15 protein-coding genes are annotated in these 16923 nt (G+C 47.0%); 3 read left to right on the forward strand and 12 right to left on the reverse strand.

Features of this window, described 5'->3' with window-relative positions; genetic code table 11:
• Nucleotides 1-105 precede the first annotated feature (105 nt).
• The 8 genes from FB479_RS23880 to FB479_RS23915 all read right to left on the reverse strand — a co-directional run bounded on the left by FB479_RS23880 (nt 106) and on the right by FB479_RS23915 (nt 8770).
• Nucleotides 106-804: an LrgB family protein gene (locus FB479_RS23880; protein WP_048031276.1), complete on the reverse strand. Its 699-nt coding sequence runs from the start codon at nt 802-804 to the stop codon at nt 106-108.
• Nucleotides 782-1171, reverse strand: coding sequence for a CidA/LrgA family protein (locus FB479_RS23885; RefSeq protein WP_106654108.1), 390 nt, complete (start codon nt 1169-1171; stop codon nt 782-784). The genes FB479_RS23880 and FB479_RS23885 overlap by 23 nt, the downstream gene beginning before the upstream one ends.
• 114 nt (nt 1172-1285) lie before the next feature.
• Nucleotides 1286-2182, reverse strand: a complete 897-nt coding sequence (locus FB479_RS23890) for a LysR family transcriptional regulator (RefSeq protein WP_106654107.1) — start codon at nt 2180-2182, stop codon at nt 1286-1288.
• 111 nt (nt 2183-2293) lie between these two features.
• Nucleotides 2294-3406, reverse strand: coding sequence for an Ig-like domain-containing protein (locus tag FB479_RS23895; RefSeq protein ID WP_142066937.1), 1113 nt, complete (start codon nt 3404-3406; stop codon nt 2294-2296).
• Between the two features lie 86 nt (nt 3407-3492).
• Nucleotides 3493-4680 (reverse strand): ROK family transcriptional regulator, encoded by a 1188-nt coding sequence (locus tag FB479_RS23900; protein ID WP_106654105.1) that lies wholly within the window; start codon nt 4678-4680, stop codon nt 3493-3495.
• A 135-nt stretch (nt 4681-4815) separates the two neighbouring features.
• Nucleotides 4816-5736, reverse strand: coding sequence for a homoserine O-acetyltransferase MetA (metA, locus tag FB479_RS23905; protein WP_142066938.1), 921 nt, complete (start codon nt 5734-5736; stop codon nt 4816-4818).
• Between the two features lie 142 nt (nt 5737-5878).
• Nucleotides 5879-7123: a Glu/Leu/Phe/Val family dehydrogenase gene (locus FB479_RS23910; RefSeq protein WP_142066939.1), complete on the reverse strand. Its 1245-nt coding sequence runs from the start codon at nt 7121-7123 to the stop codon at nt 5879-5881.
• A gap of 198 nt (nt 7124-7321) precedes the next feature.
• Nucleotides 7322-8770 (reverse strand): nicotinate phosphoribosyltransferase, encoded by a 1449-nt coding sequence (locus tag FB479_RS23915; protein ID WP_106654102.1) that lies wholly within the window; start codon nt 8768-8770, stop codon nt 7322-7324.
• Between the two features lie 145 nt (nt 8771-8915).
• Here FB479_RS23915 and FB479_RS23920 point away from each other — a divergent pair, with 145 nt between their 5' ends.
• From FB479_RS23920 to FB479_RS23930, 3 genes are all read left to right on the forward strand, one after another.
• A complete protein-coding gene (locus FB479_RS23920; RefSeq protein ID WP_142066940.1) occupies nt 8916-9566 on the forward strand; it encodes an MOSC domain-containing protein in 651 nt (216 codons plus the stop codon).
• 15 nt (nt 9567-9581) lie between these two features.
• Entirely contained in the window at nt 9582-10268 is a 687-nt protein-coding gene (gene rluF, locus FB479_RS23925; protein WP_142066941.1) for a 23S rRNA pseudouridine(2604) synthase RluF, read from the forward strand.
• 214 nt (nt 10269-10482) lie between these two features.
• A complete protein-coding gene (locus tag FB479_RS23930; RefSeq protein WP_048031267.1) occupies nt 10483-10683 on the forward strand; it encodes a cold-shock protein in 201 nt (66 codons plus the stop codon).
• Nucleotides 10684-10882: 199 nt separating this feature from the next.
• Here FB479_RS23930 and FB479_RS31305 read toward each other — a convergent pair whose 3' ends face one another.
• From FB479_RS31305 to FB479_RS23950, 4 genes are all read right to left on the reverse strand, one after another.
• Nucleotides 10883-11089, reverse strand: coding sequence for a cyclic nucleotide-binding domain-containing protein (locus FB479_RS31305; protein ID WP_370511700.1), 207 nt, complete (start codon nt 11087-11089; stop codon nt 10883-10885).
• A 246-nt stretch (nt 11090-11335) separates the two neighbouring features.
• The gene (locus FB479_RS23940; protein ID WP_142066942.1) at nt 11336-12922 is read right to left on the reverse strand and encodes a SagB family peptide dehydrogenase; all 1587 of its coding nucleotides are present in this window, start codon (nt 12920-12922) and stop codon (nt 11336-11338) included.
• 23 nt (nt 12923-12945) lie between these two features.
• The gene (locus tag FB479_RS23945; RefSeq protein ID WP_142066943.1) at nt 12946-14889 is read right to left on the reverse strand and encodes a TOMM precursor leader peptide-binding protein; all 1944 of its coding nucleotides are present in this window, start codon (nt 14887-14889) and stop codon (nt 12946-12948) included.
• A complete protein-coding gene (locus FB479_RS23950; RefSeq protein WP_142066944.1) occupies nt 14889-16805 on the reverse strand; it encodes a putative thiazole-containing bacteriocin maturation protein in 1917 nt (638 codons plus the stop codon). The genes FB479_RS23945 and FB479_RS23950 overlap by 1 nt, the downstream gene beginning before the upstream one ends.
• Nucleotides 16806-16923: the final 118 nt, after the last annotated feature.

Genomic DNA, 16923 nt, shown 5'->3' on the forward strand with positions numbered 1-16923 from the left:
AAAGAGTGTGGAGCTTTTATTTGCCCTCTATCATACACCTTTCGCCAGCATTTGGGCGGTCATGTTACACTTCCATTTTTATCCTTTTGCAATCCATGCCTTCCTTCACACAGCCAGCCACGACATAATCACCGGCAGCAAAGTAAATGCCCACACTACTGTGATCATCGCTCCTGCGATTACAGCCAAAGTCGCACTGCTTCCTTCTGTTTCCCCACGCTCAAACGCTTTTACCATCCCCAACGCATGTGCGCCCATTCCGTACATCAAACCGATGGAGACAGGATGACGGAGCCTCATCCTCTTGATGATTTTGGGTGCCAGAAAAACACCAGCAAAGCTGGTCAGCATGCCGAATACTGCCGTCATCGTAGGCATTCCGCCAATCGCCTCGGTTACGCTTACCGCAATCGGCAGGGTAATCGAGCGAGGAATAACGCTAATCGCCGCTTCTTTTCCCAACCCGACTAACATCGTCGTGGAGACACCTGCAATGATGGCAATGAGAGAACCTGTAGCAAGACTCGTCAAAATCATCCGGCGATGCGCCATTAACACCGACCAATTTCGGTACAGCGGAATCGCAAACGCCACTGTGACTACGCTCATCATCTCACTAATGAGCGACGTCGCTTCACTGTACACCTGATAAGGAATGCCTGCGAAAAGCAAAAACAGAATCAAACCAATTGGCGCCAGTATGGCAGGAGAAAACAGCAGAGACGGTCTTTTCTTGTTGAACCGTTTGGCTGCGTAGAAGAAAACGAGTGTCAGGAGCACGCTAGACGTTTTCCACAGGATCATGCTGTTTCACCTCTCCACGTTTGAACATGCGCTCAGCAACAACACCTGTCGAAATCATCACAAGCGCACAACCGCTCACGACGACCACAAGCACCAGCAATCCTTTTATACCTAATAACCATGGATACTGCATCATCCCGACCAACGATGGTACGAAAAACAGGATCATCTGCGAGAATAACAGAGTCGCTCCTGCTTCCACCCACTGTAGGCGAATCAAGCCAGTATATAGACAAATGAACAAAAGCGCGAGTCCGATCAGACTGCCGGGAACAGGAAGGTGAAAAAACGAGCTCACCCATTTCCCAAGCCAGGTGAAGCCGAACAATAGCAAAACTTGTGCTAGGATGGAGAACCATCTTTTCATCGAGACCACCTCGGTTCTTCTACAAAGGTTGTTCAAAAAGTCACTGTTTGAACGAGTTACCTTCATTCTAAGCTGTCTCGATTCCATTCGTACAATACATAAAAATCATCATTTCTATTCCATTTGGTTATGGCTGTACATTTTCTCTACAAACGATATGAATGCCTTTGTCGCATGCGATAAATACCCTTCTTTTCGATAAATCAAGGCATACTGCCAGTCAATCACCGGGTAGGAAATGTTGACGGTGTGCAATTGTCCGTTATTCAAGCGTCTCACGATGGAGCGTGGAATGAGTGATATCCCCAGTTGAGTAGCCACCATTTCTCCGACAAAATCCCATAAAGAGCTCATGTAAGCGACTTTCGGTTCAAAACCGGACAGCTTGCACGCTTGGCGCACCACATCATGCATCGCGTACTCTTCGGTAAACAAAATGAAAGCCTCGTCCTTGAGCTGTTCCAAGCTCACCTCATCGACTCCCGCGAGCCAATGCTCCCGATGAACGATCGCGACGAGGTCCTCTGCGAGCAAGGGGACTGCTACAAATTTCTCCTGATCTGTTGGAAGAACGGTTAATGCCACATCGATGCTTCCTTGCTCCATTTGGATTTCAAGCAGCTTGGCGCTGTATTCCTTCATCTCGATATCAATGCCTGGATACTGCTTTTTAAACAAGGCAATCACATTCGGCAAGAGAAAAGAACCCACGGTGGGCATCATGCCCAGCTTGACCCGACCACGCTCGATATTTCGCAATTCTGCAATCGACGACGACATGCCTTCCATCAGCTGCAACACTTTGGTCGCATAGCTGTAGACCATTTCCCCTGCGTCTGTCAGATCCATTTTCCGCTCCGTCCGATCCAGCAGAACTACCTCAAGCTCTTCTTCCAATGCCTTGATCATTTTGCTGATAGAAGGCTGAGAGACGTGAAGGGATTGCGCGGCCTTCGTAAAGTTTTTATGTTTGACTACTTCCACAAAGTAATGCAGCTGTCGAATATCCATGATGCCCTCCGTCTTCGTCCAATCAAAAGAGTTAGCTACAGATTACCACAGGCGAGAGTATGCGAAAAAGCCAGGTGCGCAGTCGCGCCCTGGCTTTTCCTCCAGCGTGAGTTACTTCACGGTTACCTGTATTTTTACGACTTTTCCATTATACGTAGCCGCAATCGTCGCACCACCTGCTTTTACAGCCGTGATCTTGCCATCCGCTACAGTCACAACGGAACTGTTCGTGGAGATCCAGTCTGCATCGGTTGTGACATCGACCTTGGTTTTGTCGGTATAGACAGCAGATACCTTCAAGTCTTTTGATTCGCCGACTTTGAGTGTAGCCTTCTTCGTGTCAAATTCCAGCTTGGAGATGACAGCAGATTCTACAGGGATTGAGACCGTCTTTCCACCGTACGTTGCTTTGATTCTCGTTTTGCCAGAGCCTACAGTTTTCACAACTCCGTTTTCAACTGTAGCGACCTTTTCATCGTCGGATGTCCACTTGGCTTTGCTTGTTACATCTACTTTTTCTTTGGTAGACAAGGTAGCCAACAGCGTTATCGACTGGGTAGTGTCTGGACGCAGATACAGCTTTTTCTTATCACTGTCCAGCTTGGAGACGACATCCACCTCTACTGGAATGGATACGCTTCTATCACCGTATTTCACTTTGAGCTTTGCTTTGCCCGAGCCTACTGCCGTAACCAAACCATTTGCTACCGTTACGATTTCCGTATCATCGCTTTCCCACTCTGCATGAGCCGTTACATCAGCGGTAGACTTGTCTGAGAAGGTTGCTGTTGCGTTTACCTGTTTCGTGCCTCCCACGCTGAGAGCCAGTTTCTTCTGGTCAGCAGCGAGCTTGGAAATCACATCGATCTCAACAGGGACATTCACACTTTTGCCCCCGAAGCTTGCTTTCACTCTTGTTTTACCGGAACTAACTGCTGTTACCAAGCCTTTTTCAACGCTAGCGATGTCACTGTCTGAGGAAGTCCACTCTGCTTGCTGTGTGACGTCTTCCGTTGTTTTATCCGTGTATTGCACGCGGACGTTCAATTGCTGCGTCCCCGCTTTTTTCAATTTTACTGTCTTTGTATCAACCACAAGCTTGGAAATCTTCTTCTGCGTACTTGTTGTCGCAGAATTTGCCAATGCCGGTACTTGGCCGACACTGGAAAAGATCAGCCCAACAGTAACAGCCGTAGCGAGCATACCTTTTTGCCAATTTTTCATGCTCACATCCCTCTCCTCTCTACTTTTCCACCATTTTCTATATCGGCTAAACAGCCGTACTTGTGAATACAAAATGGCAAAGAAAGTCATGATTCTTCTGCCCATGTCCCTGCCAAGGGAGCAAAGTGCTGCATCGCCAAAGCTCCTGCTCCCATCACGATTGCCTCCCCCTTCAATTCGGAAGGAATGACGCGAAATTTCCCCTTGAATGGCTCCCAGATCACTTGATCGCTATGCTCCTCGACCAAGTCAATGATTTCGCGGTAATTCTCTACCAAATCACCGCTTACAATCACCGTATCTGGATTGTACATGCATACAATATTGTTAATCGTGATTCCGAGGTACAACGCAGTACGAGAGACGATTTCCTTCGCCCAGCGCTCTTCGTTTCTCGCTGCCGCGAACACCTGACGGACATCACTGACATCCTTCACTCGACGCGCTTCTATGATCAAAGAATTTTCGTCTATGTATGTTTGCAGGCATCCGCGCTTTCCACATTCGCACAGATTCCCATTCGGATCGAGCGTCGTATGCCCCAGCTCTCCTGCGCTATTGGAGCCCCCGCGAAACACTTCGCCATTGATAATCAACGCAGAACCGATACCCGTGCCAATGCCGATCAAGGCTGTCTTGTTCGAGCCTTTAGCCGAGCCGTACAAGTACTCCGAGAGAATTTTCACCTTCAAATCGTTGTCGATAACGGTTTTGATTTTCAGCCTTTTTTCAATCAGGCTGGCAAACGCTACGTCCTTCCATTCCAGCGTAGTGGAAAGCTGAACAATCCCTTGCTCATAATTGATCACCCCTGGCATCCCAATACCGATCCCGACCACTTTTTCTATCGGAATGCCTGTCTGGTTGAGCATCCCTTCAATCTCGTTACAAATCAGTTCAGCCGTCTCTTCCGGTGTAGAATCCTGCGTCTTATGATCCATCCGGTGCTGTGCAATAATCGCTTCGCTAAAGTCCATGATTCCAAAGCTGATGCGCTTTTTTGCCATGTCCACGCCGATCGTATAAATGGCTCCCGGCTCGATGTCGAGCATGATTGCCTTCCTGCCCACACCTGATGAGGTAAGCTCTGTCTCTCGAATCAGTCCTTCTTCGCACAGCTCGCTGACAAATCTGCCAATCGAGGTAGCACTCATCCGGGTAATTTTGGCGATTTCTGCACGCGATATCGGTCTCTGCTTTTTGATAATGTCGAGGATCATTTGCTTGTTATGCTGCTTGGTGACGTCCTGATCTTGCTTCATGATTTTTTTCATCCTACAAAACTCCCATCTTGCTTGAATTCCCGGTAGTATTCCTGCGCGATTATTCTCACACTACCTGTCGCCATTTATTACGTCAACTGGGCCAAACAAAAACCATCCGAATCACCTCGGATGGTTGCTACGATGCTATCGCTTGTTGTTGTTCAAATCATACGGAGTCTCTTGGTAAACGTAATAGTTTAACCAGTTGGAAAACATCAAATTCGCATGTGCACGCCAAGTGACAATAGGCTCGCGACTTGGATCGTCCTTTGGATAGTAATTGCGCGGAACAGCAATGTCCAAGCCTTTGTTCACATCCCGCTGGTACTCATCTTGCAAGGTAGTCGGATCATACTCGGAATGTCCTGTCACAAAAATTTGTCTGCCATCCCTCGTCGCTACGATGTAAACCCCTGCTTCATCAGACTCGGACAAAATCTCCAGCTCTGACACTTGCTCGATGTCTTCCCTGCGATTTTCGGTATGCCTGGAATGCGGAATGTGGAAATAGTTGTCAAATCCGCGGAACAGCTTCACATTTTGCTTATTGAGTGTATGAGGGAAGATTCCGAACATTTTTTCTGGCAAAGGATGCTTCGGAACGCCAAAGTGGTGGTAAAGACCCGCTTGTGCTCCCCAACAAATATGCAGGGTCGAAGTGACGTTCTCCATTTTCCAATCGAGGATTTCTGTCAACTCCCGCCAGTACGTGACGTCTGTGAACTCGAGCTGTTCCACAGGCGCTCCGGTGATGATCATGCCATCAAATCGCTGGTCACGGATCTCCTCAAACGTTTTATAAAACATCGATAAATGTTCTTCCGACGTATTTTTGGACGTATGGCTGGACATGTGCAAAAGCACGATTTCCACCTGTAGCGGCGTATTCCCCAGGAGGCGGAGTAACTGTGTTTCCGTTGTTTCCTTCACTGGCATGAGGTTGAGAATGACGATCCTGAGCGGTCGTATGTCCTGTGTGAAGGCACGGCTATCCTTCATCACAAAAATATTTTCTTGGGCGAGTATTTCCGTTGCAGGCAATTCGTCGGGCAATTTGATTGGCATAAAGATCCCCCTTTCCATCCTTTGAACACAGGTAGAAAAACATTAATCCGACAAATTCGACAAAAATACTAGCCTTCCTGCTAATCACACAGGGGAAAACGAAAAAATCCCCTTGCAAGCAAGTTGCAAGAGGTCTCTTCCCTTAAATCCAGCCGCGCGCTTCCATCGCCTCGGTAATTCGCAAAAGCGAGATCATATAGGCTCCCGTGCGCAAGTCCACCTTGTATTGATCAGAGAGTTCTTTCACGGCGCGATAGGCGTTAATCATTGTCGTTTGCAGCTTTTCGTTTACCTCCTGCTCGGACCAATAGTAATTCATCAGGTTTTGCACCCATTCAAAATAAGAAACCGTCACGCCGCCTGCATTGGCGAGAATATCGGGAATAACGATAATTCCTTTTTCTCGCAAAATGGCGTCAGCATCCGGTGTAGTAGGTCCGTTTGCTGCTTCTGCAATCCACTTGGCTTGAATACTGTGGGCATTCGCTGCTGTGATGACATTTTCCAACGCGGCCGGGATTAGAATATCCACTTCGAGCTTCAACAGCTGTTCATTAGAGATGACCGTACCACCTACATACTCCAAAATGGTAGCATTGTCTTTTAACTGTCCTACCTTTTCTATGTCCAAGCCAGCAGCATCATAAATGCCTCCGCGTGAGTCACTGACCGCCACGATTTTGAAGCCCAGCTCCGTCAAAAGTCTGGCAGCAATTCTTCCCGCGTTGCCAAAGCCTTGAATCGCAACGGTTGTTTGTTCCGGCTTTCGTCCAGAATCTTTTAATGCCTCGAGTATGGTAAAGACACATCCGCGGGCAGTTGCTTCGTTTCTTCCTTTGGAACCGCCGACACTCAGCGGTTTTCCCGTGATGACTCCCGGAGAATAGGTGCCTCTTAATCGACTGTACGTATCCATCATCCAGCCCATGATCTGCGGGGTCGTATACACATCGGGTGCAGGTATGTCTGTCTCAGGTCCGACAATATCAGCGATGGCTTCCATGAAGCCGCGGCTGACTCGTTCCAGCTCGCTTTTGCTGAATTCGTGGGGATCACATATGACGCCGCCTTTTCGACCAACCACGCCACATTTGAATGACATCCACATGGAGAGCGCCTTGACTTCATCCATCGTTACATCCGGATGAAAGCGAATCCCTCCCTTGGTCGGTCCTACCGCATCATTATGCTGAGATCGGTAGCCTTCAAAGACACGCACGCTGCCATCGTCCATCTTGACAGGAAAGCTGACAGCCAATACTCGTTTGGGTCGCTTTAAAATTTCTACAGCATCGGTCCGCAATCCCAACAATGCCGCTGCAGCGTCAATCTGTTTCTGCACAATTTCGTATGGATTCAGGTTTTCTTTCTCTACAGTATGTAGCATCTCTCTTCCTCCCCAATACTTTTCACATGCGTTTTCTACATCACCTTGGCGCAGAGCTAAAGGATGAATGGAGTAATTATATACGATTCAAGTAAATTCAGACAATTTATTTTCGTTGTTTTCACATTATTGTGTTATTTTTGGTAAACAAATAAAAAACGCCCGATGCATCCTCACGACACATCAGACGTTTTTCTCTTATTTTTTCAAATACGCCTTCATCAGCTTCGTTTTTGTCTCCCACATCTCTTCGCTGATGTGCAGACGGTAATGCTCCGGATTCAGCATGCGCAAGTATTCAGGCCAGAACAGCTTGAGTTGCTCACGATGGTAGTTGCGAATCTCTTGGAGAGTCGGCAATTCATAAACCAGTTCCCCATCCACAAAAACCGGAACGAGCAGCGACTCTGCCTGGTAGTTCTCCAAATGCTTGCTCAAATACGTATGGCTCGGATGGAACAAATGGAGAGGTGCTCCCTCTTCGACTGTTGTCTCATGCGGGAAGCACATGTAGTCAGCAATCGCTTTGCCTGTTTCCGGATCAATCAATCGGTACATGTCTTTGATGCCCGGCGTCGTGACTTTTTCGGGATTCCCGGAGATTTTGATGGTCGGCTGATATTTTCCGTCGGCGCCTTCGCGCGCTACCAGCTTGTATACGCCACCGAGCGTCGGCTGATCCGCTGCCGTGATGAGCTGCGTTCCTACTCCCCAGCTGTCCACGCGTGCTCCCTGTACTTTCAGGTTCATAATCGTGTGCTCATCGAGATCGTTGGAAGCAACAATTTTCACATCGGGCAGCCCGGCCTTATCAAGCATTTCACGCGTTTTGATGGACAAATAGGCCAAGTCGCCACTGTCCAGTCTGACGGCAGCCAGCTTCTTGCCTTCCTTCTCCATTTGCTTTCCTAGCTTAATCGCATTCGGCACGCCGCTTTTCAGCGTATCGTAGGTGTCTACCAACAGAGTGACCTGCCCTGGGAGTGCTTTTGCAAACCGCTCAAAAGCCTCCGCTTCGCTCTCGAAGCTCTGTACCCAAGCGTGGGCGTGCGTGCCTTTGGTCGGAATACCAAACATTTTCCCTGCCAGCATGTTCGAGGTCGCATCGAAGCCTGCCAAATAAGCTGCCCGCGTCCCCCACAGCGCAGCATCTGCCTCCTGCGCCCTTCTTGTTCCGAATTCCATGAGAACATCATTGCCTGCTACGTTTTTAATCCGCGAAGCTTTGGTCGCAATCAGCGTCTGGTAGTTCATGTAGTTCAACAGGGCCGTCTCAACCAGCTGTGCCTCCATGACACGCCCCTCTACGCGAATCAGCGGCTCGTTCGGGAAAACCACGGTTCCTTCCTTCACAGAGTAGAGCGAGCCCTTAAAACGAAGCTGGCGCAGCTCTTCCAAAAACTTTGGATCGTAGTTCTCCTCTTGCTCACTCAAATACTTGAGATCGCTTTCTTCAAAGCGCAAATTTTTTATATAGGAAATAATTCGTTCCAATCCGGCAGATACAGCGTATCCGTTTCCAAAAGGCAGCTTGCGGAAAAATGCTTCAAAAACGACCTTCTGATTGTGTGTTCCGTTCACCCAATGGGCGTACATCATGTTTATTTGATATTTATCTGTGTGTAGTGCCACACCAAATGATTGCATGTCACTGAGGCCTCCTGTGTTTTCCTTTCCATCATCATACCAGAAGCTACGGCTGGTGCCCATCCGCTGTGGAGGATATTAGGGAATGTGGTATAGTATGGGGATAAAAAGAGAAGCAATCGTACAGGCTGGGAGTGAGCATTAGTTGAACAGAAAAATCGTTACGATTAGTAAAGGATTGCCTAAAAGTAATATGTACAACGGCAAAGAATATCTCTCCGGCATTTGGAAGGAGGAAGCAGGCGAGCTCGTTGTCCGTTCCGAGAAAATTGATGAAGACGATATTGCGAATCCAGAGTACCACGGCGGCCCAGACCGCGTCGTCTGTGCGTATCCTTTTGAACATTATGCCCATTGGGAGAAGTTATTCGGCCAACCTCTGACCAATGCAGCATTCGGAGAAAATCTCACGCTCGTTGGCATGACTGAAGAGCAGGTCTGCATCGGGGATGTGTATCAATTCGGTGATACCATCCTGCAAGTGACCCAGGGCAGATATCCTTGCGCGACCATCAACAAGCGCAACAACAATAACCAGCTGCTCAAAGCGGTGGTGGAAATGGGCTATACGGGCTATTTCTTCCGTGTCTTGCAGGAAGGGACGATTAAGCCAGACTCGAAGATTACCCTCGTCACTGCGCATCCAAAACAAGTAACGGTAGCGTCAATTCACCACTTATACTTCCACGACAAGTCACCATCCCAAGAGACGATACAGCGTATGCTCGAGGTAGAGGAATTGGCCCAGCCTTGGCGAAAAAAACTACTGGAAAAACTGGAAAAGCAGCAGCAATAGCGAAAGGAACGTCTCATGAGAATTAATAAGTTCATCAGTGAAACCGGCATTTGCTCGCGAAGAGAAGCCGATAAATTAATCGAGGCCAAGCGCGTGACGATCAATGGTCAACTCGCGGAATTGGGAAGTACGGCTGCGCCAGGAGATGATGTGCGCATCGATGGACAGCCGCTCGGCGCCAAAAAGAAAGATGTCTACATCGCCTTGAACAAGCCTGTCGGAATTACGTGTACAACTGAACTGCACATCAAAGGCAACATCATCGATTTCGTGAATCACCCGGAGCGGATTTTTCCTATCGGGCGTCTGGATAAGGATTCGCAAGGCCTCATCCTGTTGACAAATGACGGGGATATCGTAAACAAAATTTTGCGTGCCGAGAACAATCATGACAAAGAGTACATCGTCACCGTAGATAAGCCCATCACGGCGAATTTCTTGCACGGAATGGCAAACGGCGTACGTATTCTCGGAACGACCACAAAGCCTTGCAAAGTAACCAAAGTCAGCGACCGTGTCTTCAATATCGTGCTGACGCAAGGACTGAATCGGCAAATCAGACGGATGTGTCAGGCTTTTGGTTATCAGGTGCGAAAGCTTGAACGGGTACGCATCATGAACATCACACTAGGGAATTTGAAATTAGGGCAATGGCGCAATCTGACGGCCAAGGAATTGACTGATCTGAATAAAAGCTTGTGAAATAAGGACAGATTGGAGTTAGGATAGTGGCTCCTCTGTATTTTCTTTCGTCAACATACGTGAATCATTTGCTATCCGTTCAATATCCTGTTATGCTAGTAAAGAATTATTTTTGTTCGAAGCAACGGATAGCGTAGATAACAAATTATCGTCTTGATGATCCTGAGAGCAAGGATAGTAATATATGTGTGCTACACACTAGGAGGCAACAACAATGGAACAAGGTACAGTAAAATGGTTTAACGCAGAAAAAGGTTTTGGTTTTATTGAGCGCGAAGGTAAAGAAGACGTATTTGTTCACTTCTCTGCTATCCAAGGCGAAGGTTTCAAATCCCTTGACGAAGGTCAAAAAGTTACTTTTGACGTAGAACAAGGCCAACGCGGACCACAAGCTACTAACGTTCAAAAAGTTTAATATAGCCATACACAAAAAACAGACTCCTGTAAGGGGTCTGTTTTTTGGTTTTCTGAAACACAAATAAAAAACCCTACTCGCGTAAATGGAGTAGGGAATGCTACAGGAACAGTAAATGGTAGACTCAGTATAACACAGTACTTATCTCTTCCTACAAATTTTTGTATTTTCAAATACGGATTATTCAACCGTAGGTAGTTTAGAACGTTGAATATGCGTAATTTGCCGCACAAGCAGAGGCTTCATACACCGTTTCTCCCAAAATGCTAGACGCGATGAGTGGGCAGCACTCGCCAGCCGATAGCCTGTACAATGTAACCTCTCTCCCATCGCTGCTCAGTTTGAAAATGCGAACCAGCCCATCCAAGATCAATGGCGCATTCTCAAAAAACTCGCCTTCATCAATCGTAAAGTTGGCTGGAACCGTAGAGCTGGTGAATCATCTCGATCAAGTAAGCAAATCGAAATAAGTTCGTGGTAATATCCCCTTACAGTAGACAACGTAAAAAAGACATCGGCTGAAGATGGATTTACACGTTGTGATCGGAGGGGGATTTTTTCATGGGGAAAACGAAACGACCGCTCCCCAGTGAAATATCGGGAAATGGTCGCTGCGTAATTGATGTCTGTTTACGTGTGCTTCAGCTCCTTCCTATACGTACAAATGTCCGGTTAACGTATTGGGTAAACGATAGGGCCCAACAGGTACTTGTATTAAACAGCTTTGGTTTACATTCGTGATTTTGTAGATTTTATCGCATGTTTTTGCATCATAATCGAGAAGCGGATGGCCTGCCAATCCGATCGAAGAAGCTACCAACAGTAATTTTTGTACAAGTATACCCGCTTCCATTTGTTGAATACGATATCCTCTGTATCCGAGTTTATGTCTGTAGTAATGATAGTCCCCTACCACATGCAGGCAGATCGGAACATCGAAGTCGCTCATAGTCATTGCCTGTTTTAATATGGGGCGATGGTCTCCAAGACGAATGAGCCTTAATTTATGAGAAAGATAATCATAATAATAGGCGCCAGCGGGAATACCCTCCACAGAATAGAGACAGCAGTACAACGAAACTCGAGACCTCGGTTGTTCTTGGATTTCGGGGATATCTATTCGATCCAGATCATTTCGGTAGAAGAAAGCATTTGTCGCCTCACGCAAAAGAGTGGCTAATTGCTGTTGACTCACTTCGCGTAAAATGAAGCGCTCACCAGGTGAAAACCTCTTTCGGCTCGCCTCCATAAGATCCCAGTTTAAAGGTTTTACGTTTGGTAATGCCAGAGAAGGACCTCCAAAGACAGGCTTTTTTTCTCCCCGTACCCGATGAAAGCAGTCCGTTGATTCGAACTTTGATGCCTCATTCAACTTTATCAGCATGGGATATTTTCTAATCCTTCGAGAACGGATATAGGAATGATGCTGAACAGCGGGTAACTTCTGATACAATTCTTTATCCCAGACAATTGCCATTCCTTCACGCTTATGGGCAAACCAATTGATATCTGATTTTATCGAGAGAGGAATCACTGCATATACGCTTTCTTCCCATTGGTTCAGCCCCAGCAGATGATTGACGGCTCGATCGAGAAATTGATAGTAAACACCTGTTGTAAAACCAAACCTTTTCGCTGCTTCAAGCAGCTGGCCAATCAGTACCCCTGCATCCAAACCTTGGAGGCGGTACGATAAATTATGATACTTAAAGAAATTTTTCCAAAACATTGTCGATACAAATACGGCAGCAAAACACTCTGACATGTCGCAATAGCCACCCAGAGCCATTGCCAGATATGAATCGCAATTTCCTTTGCGCAGCAACACCAAACGATGATGGGCAGCGTCGTAATGGTACACTCCCTCGGGCAAGTCATCTATGTTTACATACACGTATAATTCGCTTGGATACAAAGCCCCTCCAGACGGAACAAATCTTCGGAATAACTCCTCTGATCTTTGGTCGAAGAAATCCCAGTCATTACCTGGATCAGACACTCGGGTAAGACCAAATGTGACCCAGAGAAAATGGCCAATATCACGAATGGTTGGCTTCGATGATTGTTTATTTCTGCCGTGTTCAAGAGACAGCGGAACTTCTAACGAAAGCGGCACGACAGGCAGTTCGCGATAGATCTTATAAACCAGAGGGGAATCTTCCCAATCTACTGTCCAGTCGGCGGGGATAATTTTTTCGATGTCATACAGCAGATTGTGCAAAAATACATCCCTGCGCATACTTTTTCCTCCTACTTCAAGACCTATGGAAATGGATGCGGATGCGGATTCAGTTGTTCATATGTCAGGGGATGTTTGGTATAGCCAAGCTGCATGGGTACGTTCAAGACACGATCCAGTCCTGTTACGCGGGTTAAGTGATAGCCAAACGTCATCGGCAGCATCCCAGGGATCAGAACTTTCACGCTGTACAGTTCATTCCTGATCATTTCTGGTGTCGTCTGGTTAACGACTATCACTTCGAGGTTTAATTGCTTAAAAATCTGCAGAATGCCTTTCAAATCATCCGTCAGGTCATGATGACCTGCCTGCAGCTTAAACTCCTCGTCAAATGTTCGCATGGGCCGATCATCATGAAGCAAAAAGTGCAGTCGCTCTTCCGCTTCAGGCAGACTGTACAGCATACCATGGTCTTCCATGCTTTGCACCCGGAAGGGATCGTGCAGCATTTGCAGAAACTCTTCCCGATGCGTTTCATATTTTTCATCCAGTGTTAACAGCATGTCGGCCAGTTCATGCACCGCAGTTTTTACAGCTCGCAACGGATCCGGATGAGACCCGGCGGCACAGACGAGATTGACTCCCTTCTGTTTCCTGTTTTTCGTAATGGCCCAAACACTTGGTATCCCATTCTCCATTGTCGCGTTATACAAATACAAATCGTAACCTGCCACTGCTTTTATTCGCTCTATCATCAAGAGCAATTCTTTGTCTTTCGCAGATTCAGGATCAAGCCGCGGTAAAGGCAGTTGTGCATACCATGTCAAAAGAAATGCGTCTCGTTCCACCACTTCCAATATACCGTAGAAAATGGCCTCCTCTAGACACCTGCCTAACGCGCAGCCATTGGAGTTTTCATAGACGAAGTCATCTTTCAGGTCGTAGTAGGCAATCGATTCTGGTACCAAGATTGGCTTCTCCTTAAAAAATGAATAACCCCATACCCAATTCATGGGCCGTTTTGGATCAAATCTTTGGAAAGGATAATCAGGACTTGCATATTGCTCCTCCGAATGCAGCCCGATCTTCAGCGGGTTGAGCGCGTGGTCTTTCACCTTCTCATAACTGTCGCAGATGACCGTTCTTTTGCCTCGTGGATGCAGACCTGCGTATCGCTCCAATGCCTCCAGGATGGCTGTCAGTTCACTCTGCTCATAAGAAAGAGTTCGCCCGGCTGCTCCTTCATTAGACGTTATCATCGGTAGATTCACGCTCATGACGGCAAATGGGGTCAGGTGGTCTTTGGTTTTTTGGTTGATCATGCCAGTTCGAAAATCGAGATACTCCTGAATGAGGACTTCCTTAAAAACATCTAGCGAACAGATTCGATAACTGTTGGGATTTGCCTTTGGTCTTGGTTGAAGAGTAATACGTGCGGCCTCAGGTGTATCCTCAGGCAATTCCCCACATACCTCACATATTGGATTTGGCAAAAAGAAGTGCTCTGAGGTCGCCAGAGTTTGCAAGTTTACCAAATGGATTCTTGTTCTTTGTTCTGTATATGGGCGACTGCCCTGTAACACTCTTTGCGCTTCCGCTGTGATCATGTTCGCCAATTGGTACATTCCCGTATTTGATGCCCATGCATCACGCTGTCGTTTCTTTTGATTTTTTATCTGGAGTTGAATTTCTCTCAGATCTCTCCGGTTTTTGCGGGTCATCAGTCTTCGGAAGTCGGCACACTGCGGACATCCTTGCATACGTGGTCCCACGAGTGGTCCTACTACGCCCTCTCCAAATGAAACAAAGCCCCTTAACCAAGGAATGCCAGCCTTCTTGAACACCTCTTCAGCCTGCAGATGAATGGAAGGATGCCAGAAATCATGCAGTACTAAAGCCAATTCCACCTCTTTGGGTATATCAGCCTTACAATCAGGCTGCTGCACGACACTGTATTGACTGGACAGGTTTCGATATACGAAATCCGCTAACAATCCCTCTCCGACAATCATCAGGACTGTGCTCATCAGGATTCATCCTTTCGCAACAGCACACCAAATACCCCTGCCAATTCCTCTTTAAAGACTTGCTCCAATTCCAATTCACAAACGAACAGCTCTTTATTGTTTCGTCGCAAAGAGGACAAGGCGGCTTGCAACATTTCGGAGTGTGCTGCCTCTTCAACTGTGGGGATGACCAAACTGTGTGGAAGCTTTTCTTTTACTACAATGGAGGACGGATTAATCCCATATGTCGTTGTTTGGCTAAGAGATGGGTTATGGTTTACCCATAACGCCTGCTGCAATACGGTGCGCAATCCCATAGTCAGATGTAAGCATACGCTGTAATACCAGCGATCATTTGTGCCTATCCAGACTACCGGGAATCCTGATATTTCCTCCCCCAGGCATACCGTCGGTGGGCCGTTCATGATTGTCAGAGCCTGCAAGTAAAAAAGAGAATGTTTATCTTCTATTGAGCTCAGCTCAACTGGATAAACAGCAGTTTGGTGGTTTTCGAGCTGTTTACGCAGCTCTGCTGTCAAACTCTTTTGCAATCCTCGGGTAACGGCTTCCGGAACTGTCTCACCCGCGCCTATTCCAATAAATTCCTCAGTCCCAAATAGCGGTTTAGCCATTCTCGATGCATACGTTTCAATTCCCGCCAATCCCGCTTCACGCCTAGCTCCATCATGCGTCAAAGCTGAACAAACGATGTCTGCAAGTAACTCTACCGGACCTTCGGATAAGGGATCAACTACTACCACTCGGCATTGCGCCAATGGGAGTTGTTCCAAATCCCCCTCGTCCCAAGTATGAAAAATTCCTGTTTGCTCCGATGTTAACGAACCAAAGAATGCTGGCAAATCATATGAGCCATTTTGAGGAAGACGTTGTTCAAAAAGTAGATTCGTGTCCTTCACCCATTTCACACGTGCACCACCAGTCACCAGAGGGTGAGGGGTAAACGGATGCCACTCTCCTTCCATCGTCTCCAAATTCATGAGAAAGATTTTATTTTCCTGCCCAGATGTCCCTGTAATGGTCTTCAGCAATTCAAACACAACGATGTTTGCTAACATGGCAGCGGAAATGGGGGAATAAGCACTGAAACAAGAGCCGTTCTTGAATGAAGATCGGTGGATTCGGCGCCTGGCCGATTCAAAACATCCATCTGCATCTGGACGTAAAACTGGCCCCGCAATTCCCACTTGGTCGTGGTAAATAGCTGGAATAAAGATTTTGTTTTGTTCCTTGCAAATCGAATAAAGCACCCGCAATTCCTCAAGGTCGCCTTCTTGTTGTACATATAAGACAACTTGAAAAGTCTGCACAGCCTTCTGCCAACCATCCCGATCATTTTTTTGCAGGTAAATTTCCTCCAGCTTTACCTCGGAGTCCTCTTTTCGAGCATGTGCTGCCAATTCCCACAAACGTTCCCGATTGGTCTCCATGGAATGGGTAGTGGCTATGTATATGGCAGGCAATCCTGATTCCAACAATGCTGCAACCAAAGCAGAAAGTAGGGGACCAGAGCCTACGGCCAGCACTTTGGTTTGACGGTACAACTGAAAACGATAAGCAGCGGAATCAGTGAAGCTGTTCAAAAATTCTATCTGAGGAGCGTATTTCTCCATAATTTCCTTAGATAACTGGTGTGAAAGCTGACTGCTCCAATCGTGGACAAAGCCGTTTTGGTACAGCATGTCTGCAATGTGATATATGTGATTTCTACGCTGGTCAGACAGCCCAGTTGTCAATTCTTCCAATGTATGTTCCCCGTTAAACAAGGGCATCAGTTTTTCAATCCACTTGTCAATTCCCTTCCCTTCCATCTGAAATGATCCTAGATTGTTTTGAAAATACACACGGCCGTCTGGATCTGGAACGTAATACGTATCCCCTTTTACTTTTAGTCGCATGGATGGGTTGACAGACGTCATTTTATGCCTCCTCCCGTGCCCTGATTTCGGAAATATGTCTTTCACAACTATTTTGATCTTATGCTCTGCAATTTGTCCTTCTTGTCAAAAAATGATGGGGAAGAAAAAAAGCCATAAC

This window comes from Brevibacillus sp. AG162 (assembly GCF_006715575.1).
GTDB lineage: Bacteria > Bacillota > Bacilli > Brevibacillales > Brevibacillaceae > Brevibacillus > Brevibacillus brevis.

Excerpts from the sequence above, each read along its gene's own strand:
- FB479_RS23880 (WP_048031276.1), bottom strand. The coding sequence starts at position 804 with ATGATCCTGTGGAAAACGTCTAGCGTGCTCCTGACACTCGTTTTCTTC.
- FB479_RS23885 (WP_106654108.1), bottom strand. The coding sequence starts at position 1,171 with ATGAAAAGATGGTTCTCCATCCTAGCACAAGTTTTGCTATTGTTCGGC.
- FB479_RS23890 (WP_106654107.1), bottom strand. The coding sequence starts at position 2,182 with ATGGATATTCGACAGCTGCATTACTTTGTGGAAGTAGTCAAACATAAA.
- FB479_RS23895 (WP_142066937.1), bottom strand. The coding sequence starts at position 3,406 with ATGAAAAATTGGCAAAAAGGTATGCTCGCTACGGCTGTTACTGTTGGG.
- FB479_RS23900 (WP_106654105.1), bottom strand. The coding sequence starts at position 4,680 with ATGAAAAAAATCATGAAGCAAGATCAGGACGTCACCAAGCAGCATAAC.
- metA (WP_142066938.1), bottom strand. The coding sequence starts at position 5,736 with ATGCCAATCAAATTGCCCGACGAATTGCCTGCAACGGAAATACTCGCC.
- FB479_RS23910 (WP_142066939.1), bottom strand. The coding sequence starts at position 7,123 with ATGCTACATACTGTAGAGAAAGAAAACCTGAATCCATACGAAATTGTG.
- FB479_RS23915 (WP_106654102.1), bottom strand. The coding sequence starts at position 8,770 with ATGCAATCATTTGGTGTGGCACTACACACAGATAAATATCAAATAAAC.
- rluF (WP_142066941.1), top strand. The coding sequence starts at position 9,582 with ATGAGAATTAATAAGTTCATCAGTGAAACCGGCATTTGCTCGCGAAGA.
- FB479_RS23930 (WP_048031267.1), top strand. The coding sequence starts at position 10,483 with ATGGAACAAGGTACAGTAAAATGGTTTAACGCAGAAAAAGGTTTTGGT.
- FB479_RS23940 (WP_142066942.1), bottom strand. The coding sequence starts at position 12,922 with ATGCGCAGGGATGTATTTTTGCACAATCTGCTGTATGACATCGAAAAA.
- FB479_RS23945 (WP_142066943.1), bottom strand. The coding sequence starts at position 14,889 with ATGAGCACAGTCCTGATGATTGTCGGAGAGGGATTGTTAGCGGATTTC.
- FB479_RS23950 (WP_142066944.1), bottom strand. The coding sequence starts at position 16,805 with ATGACGTCTGTCAACCCATCCATGCGACTAAAAGTAAAAGGGGATACG.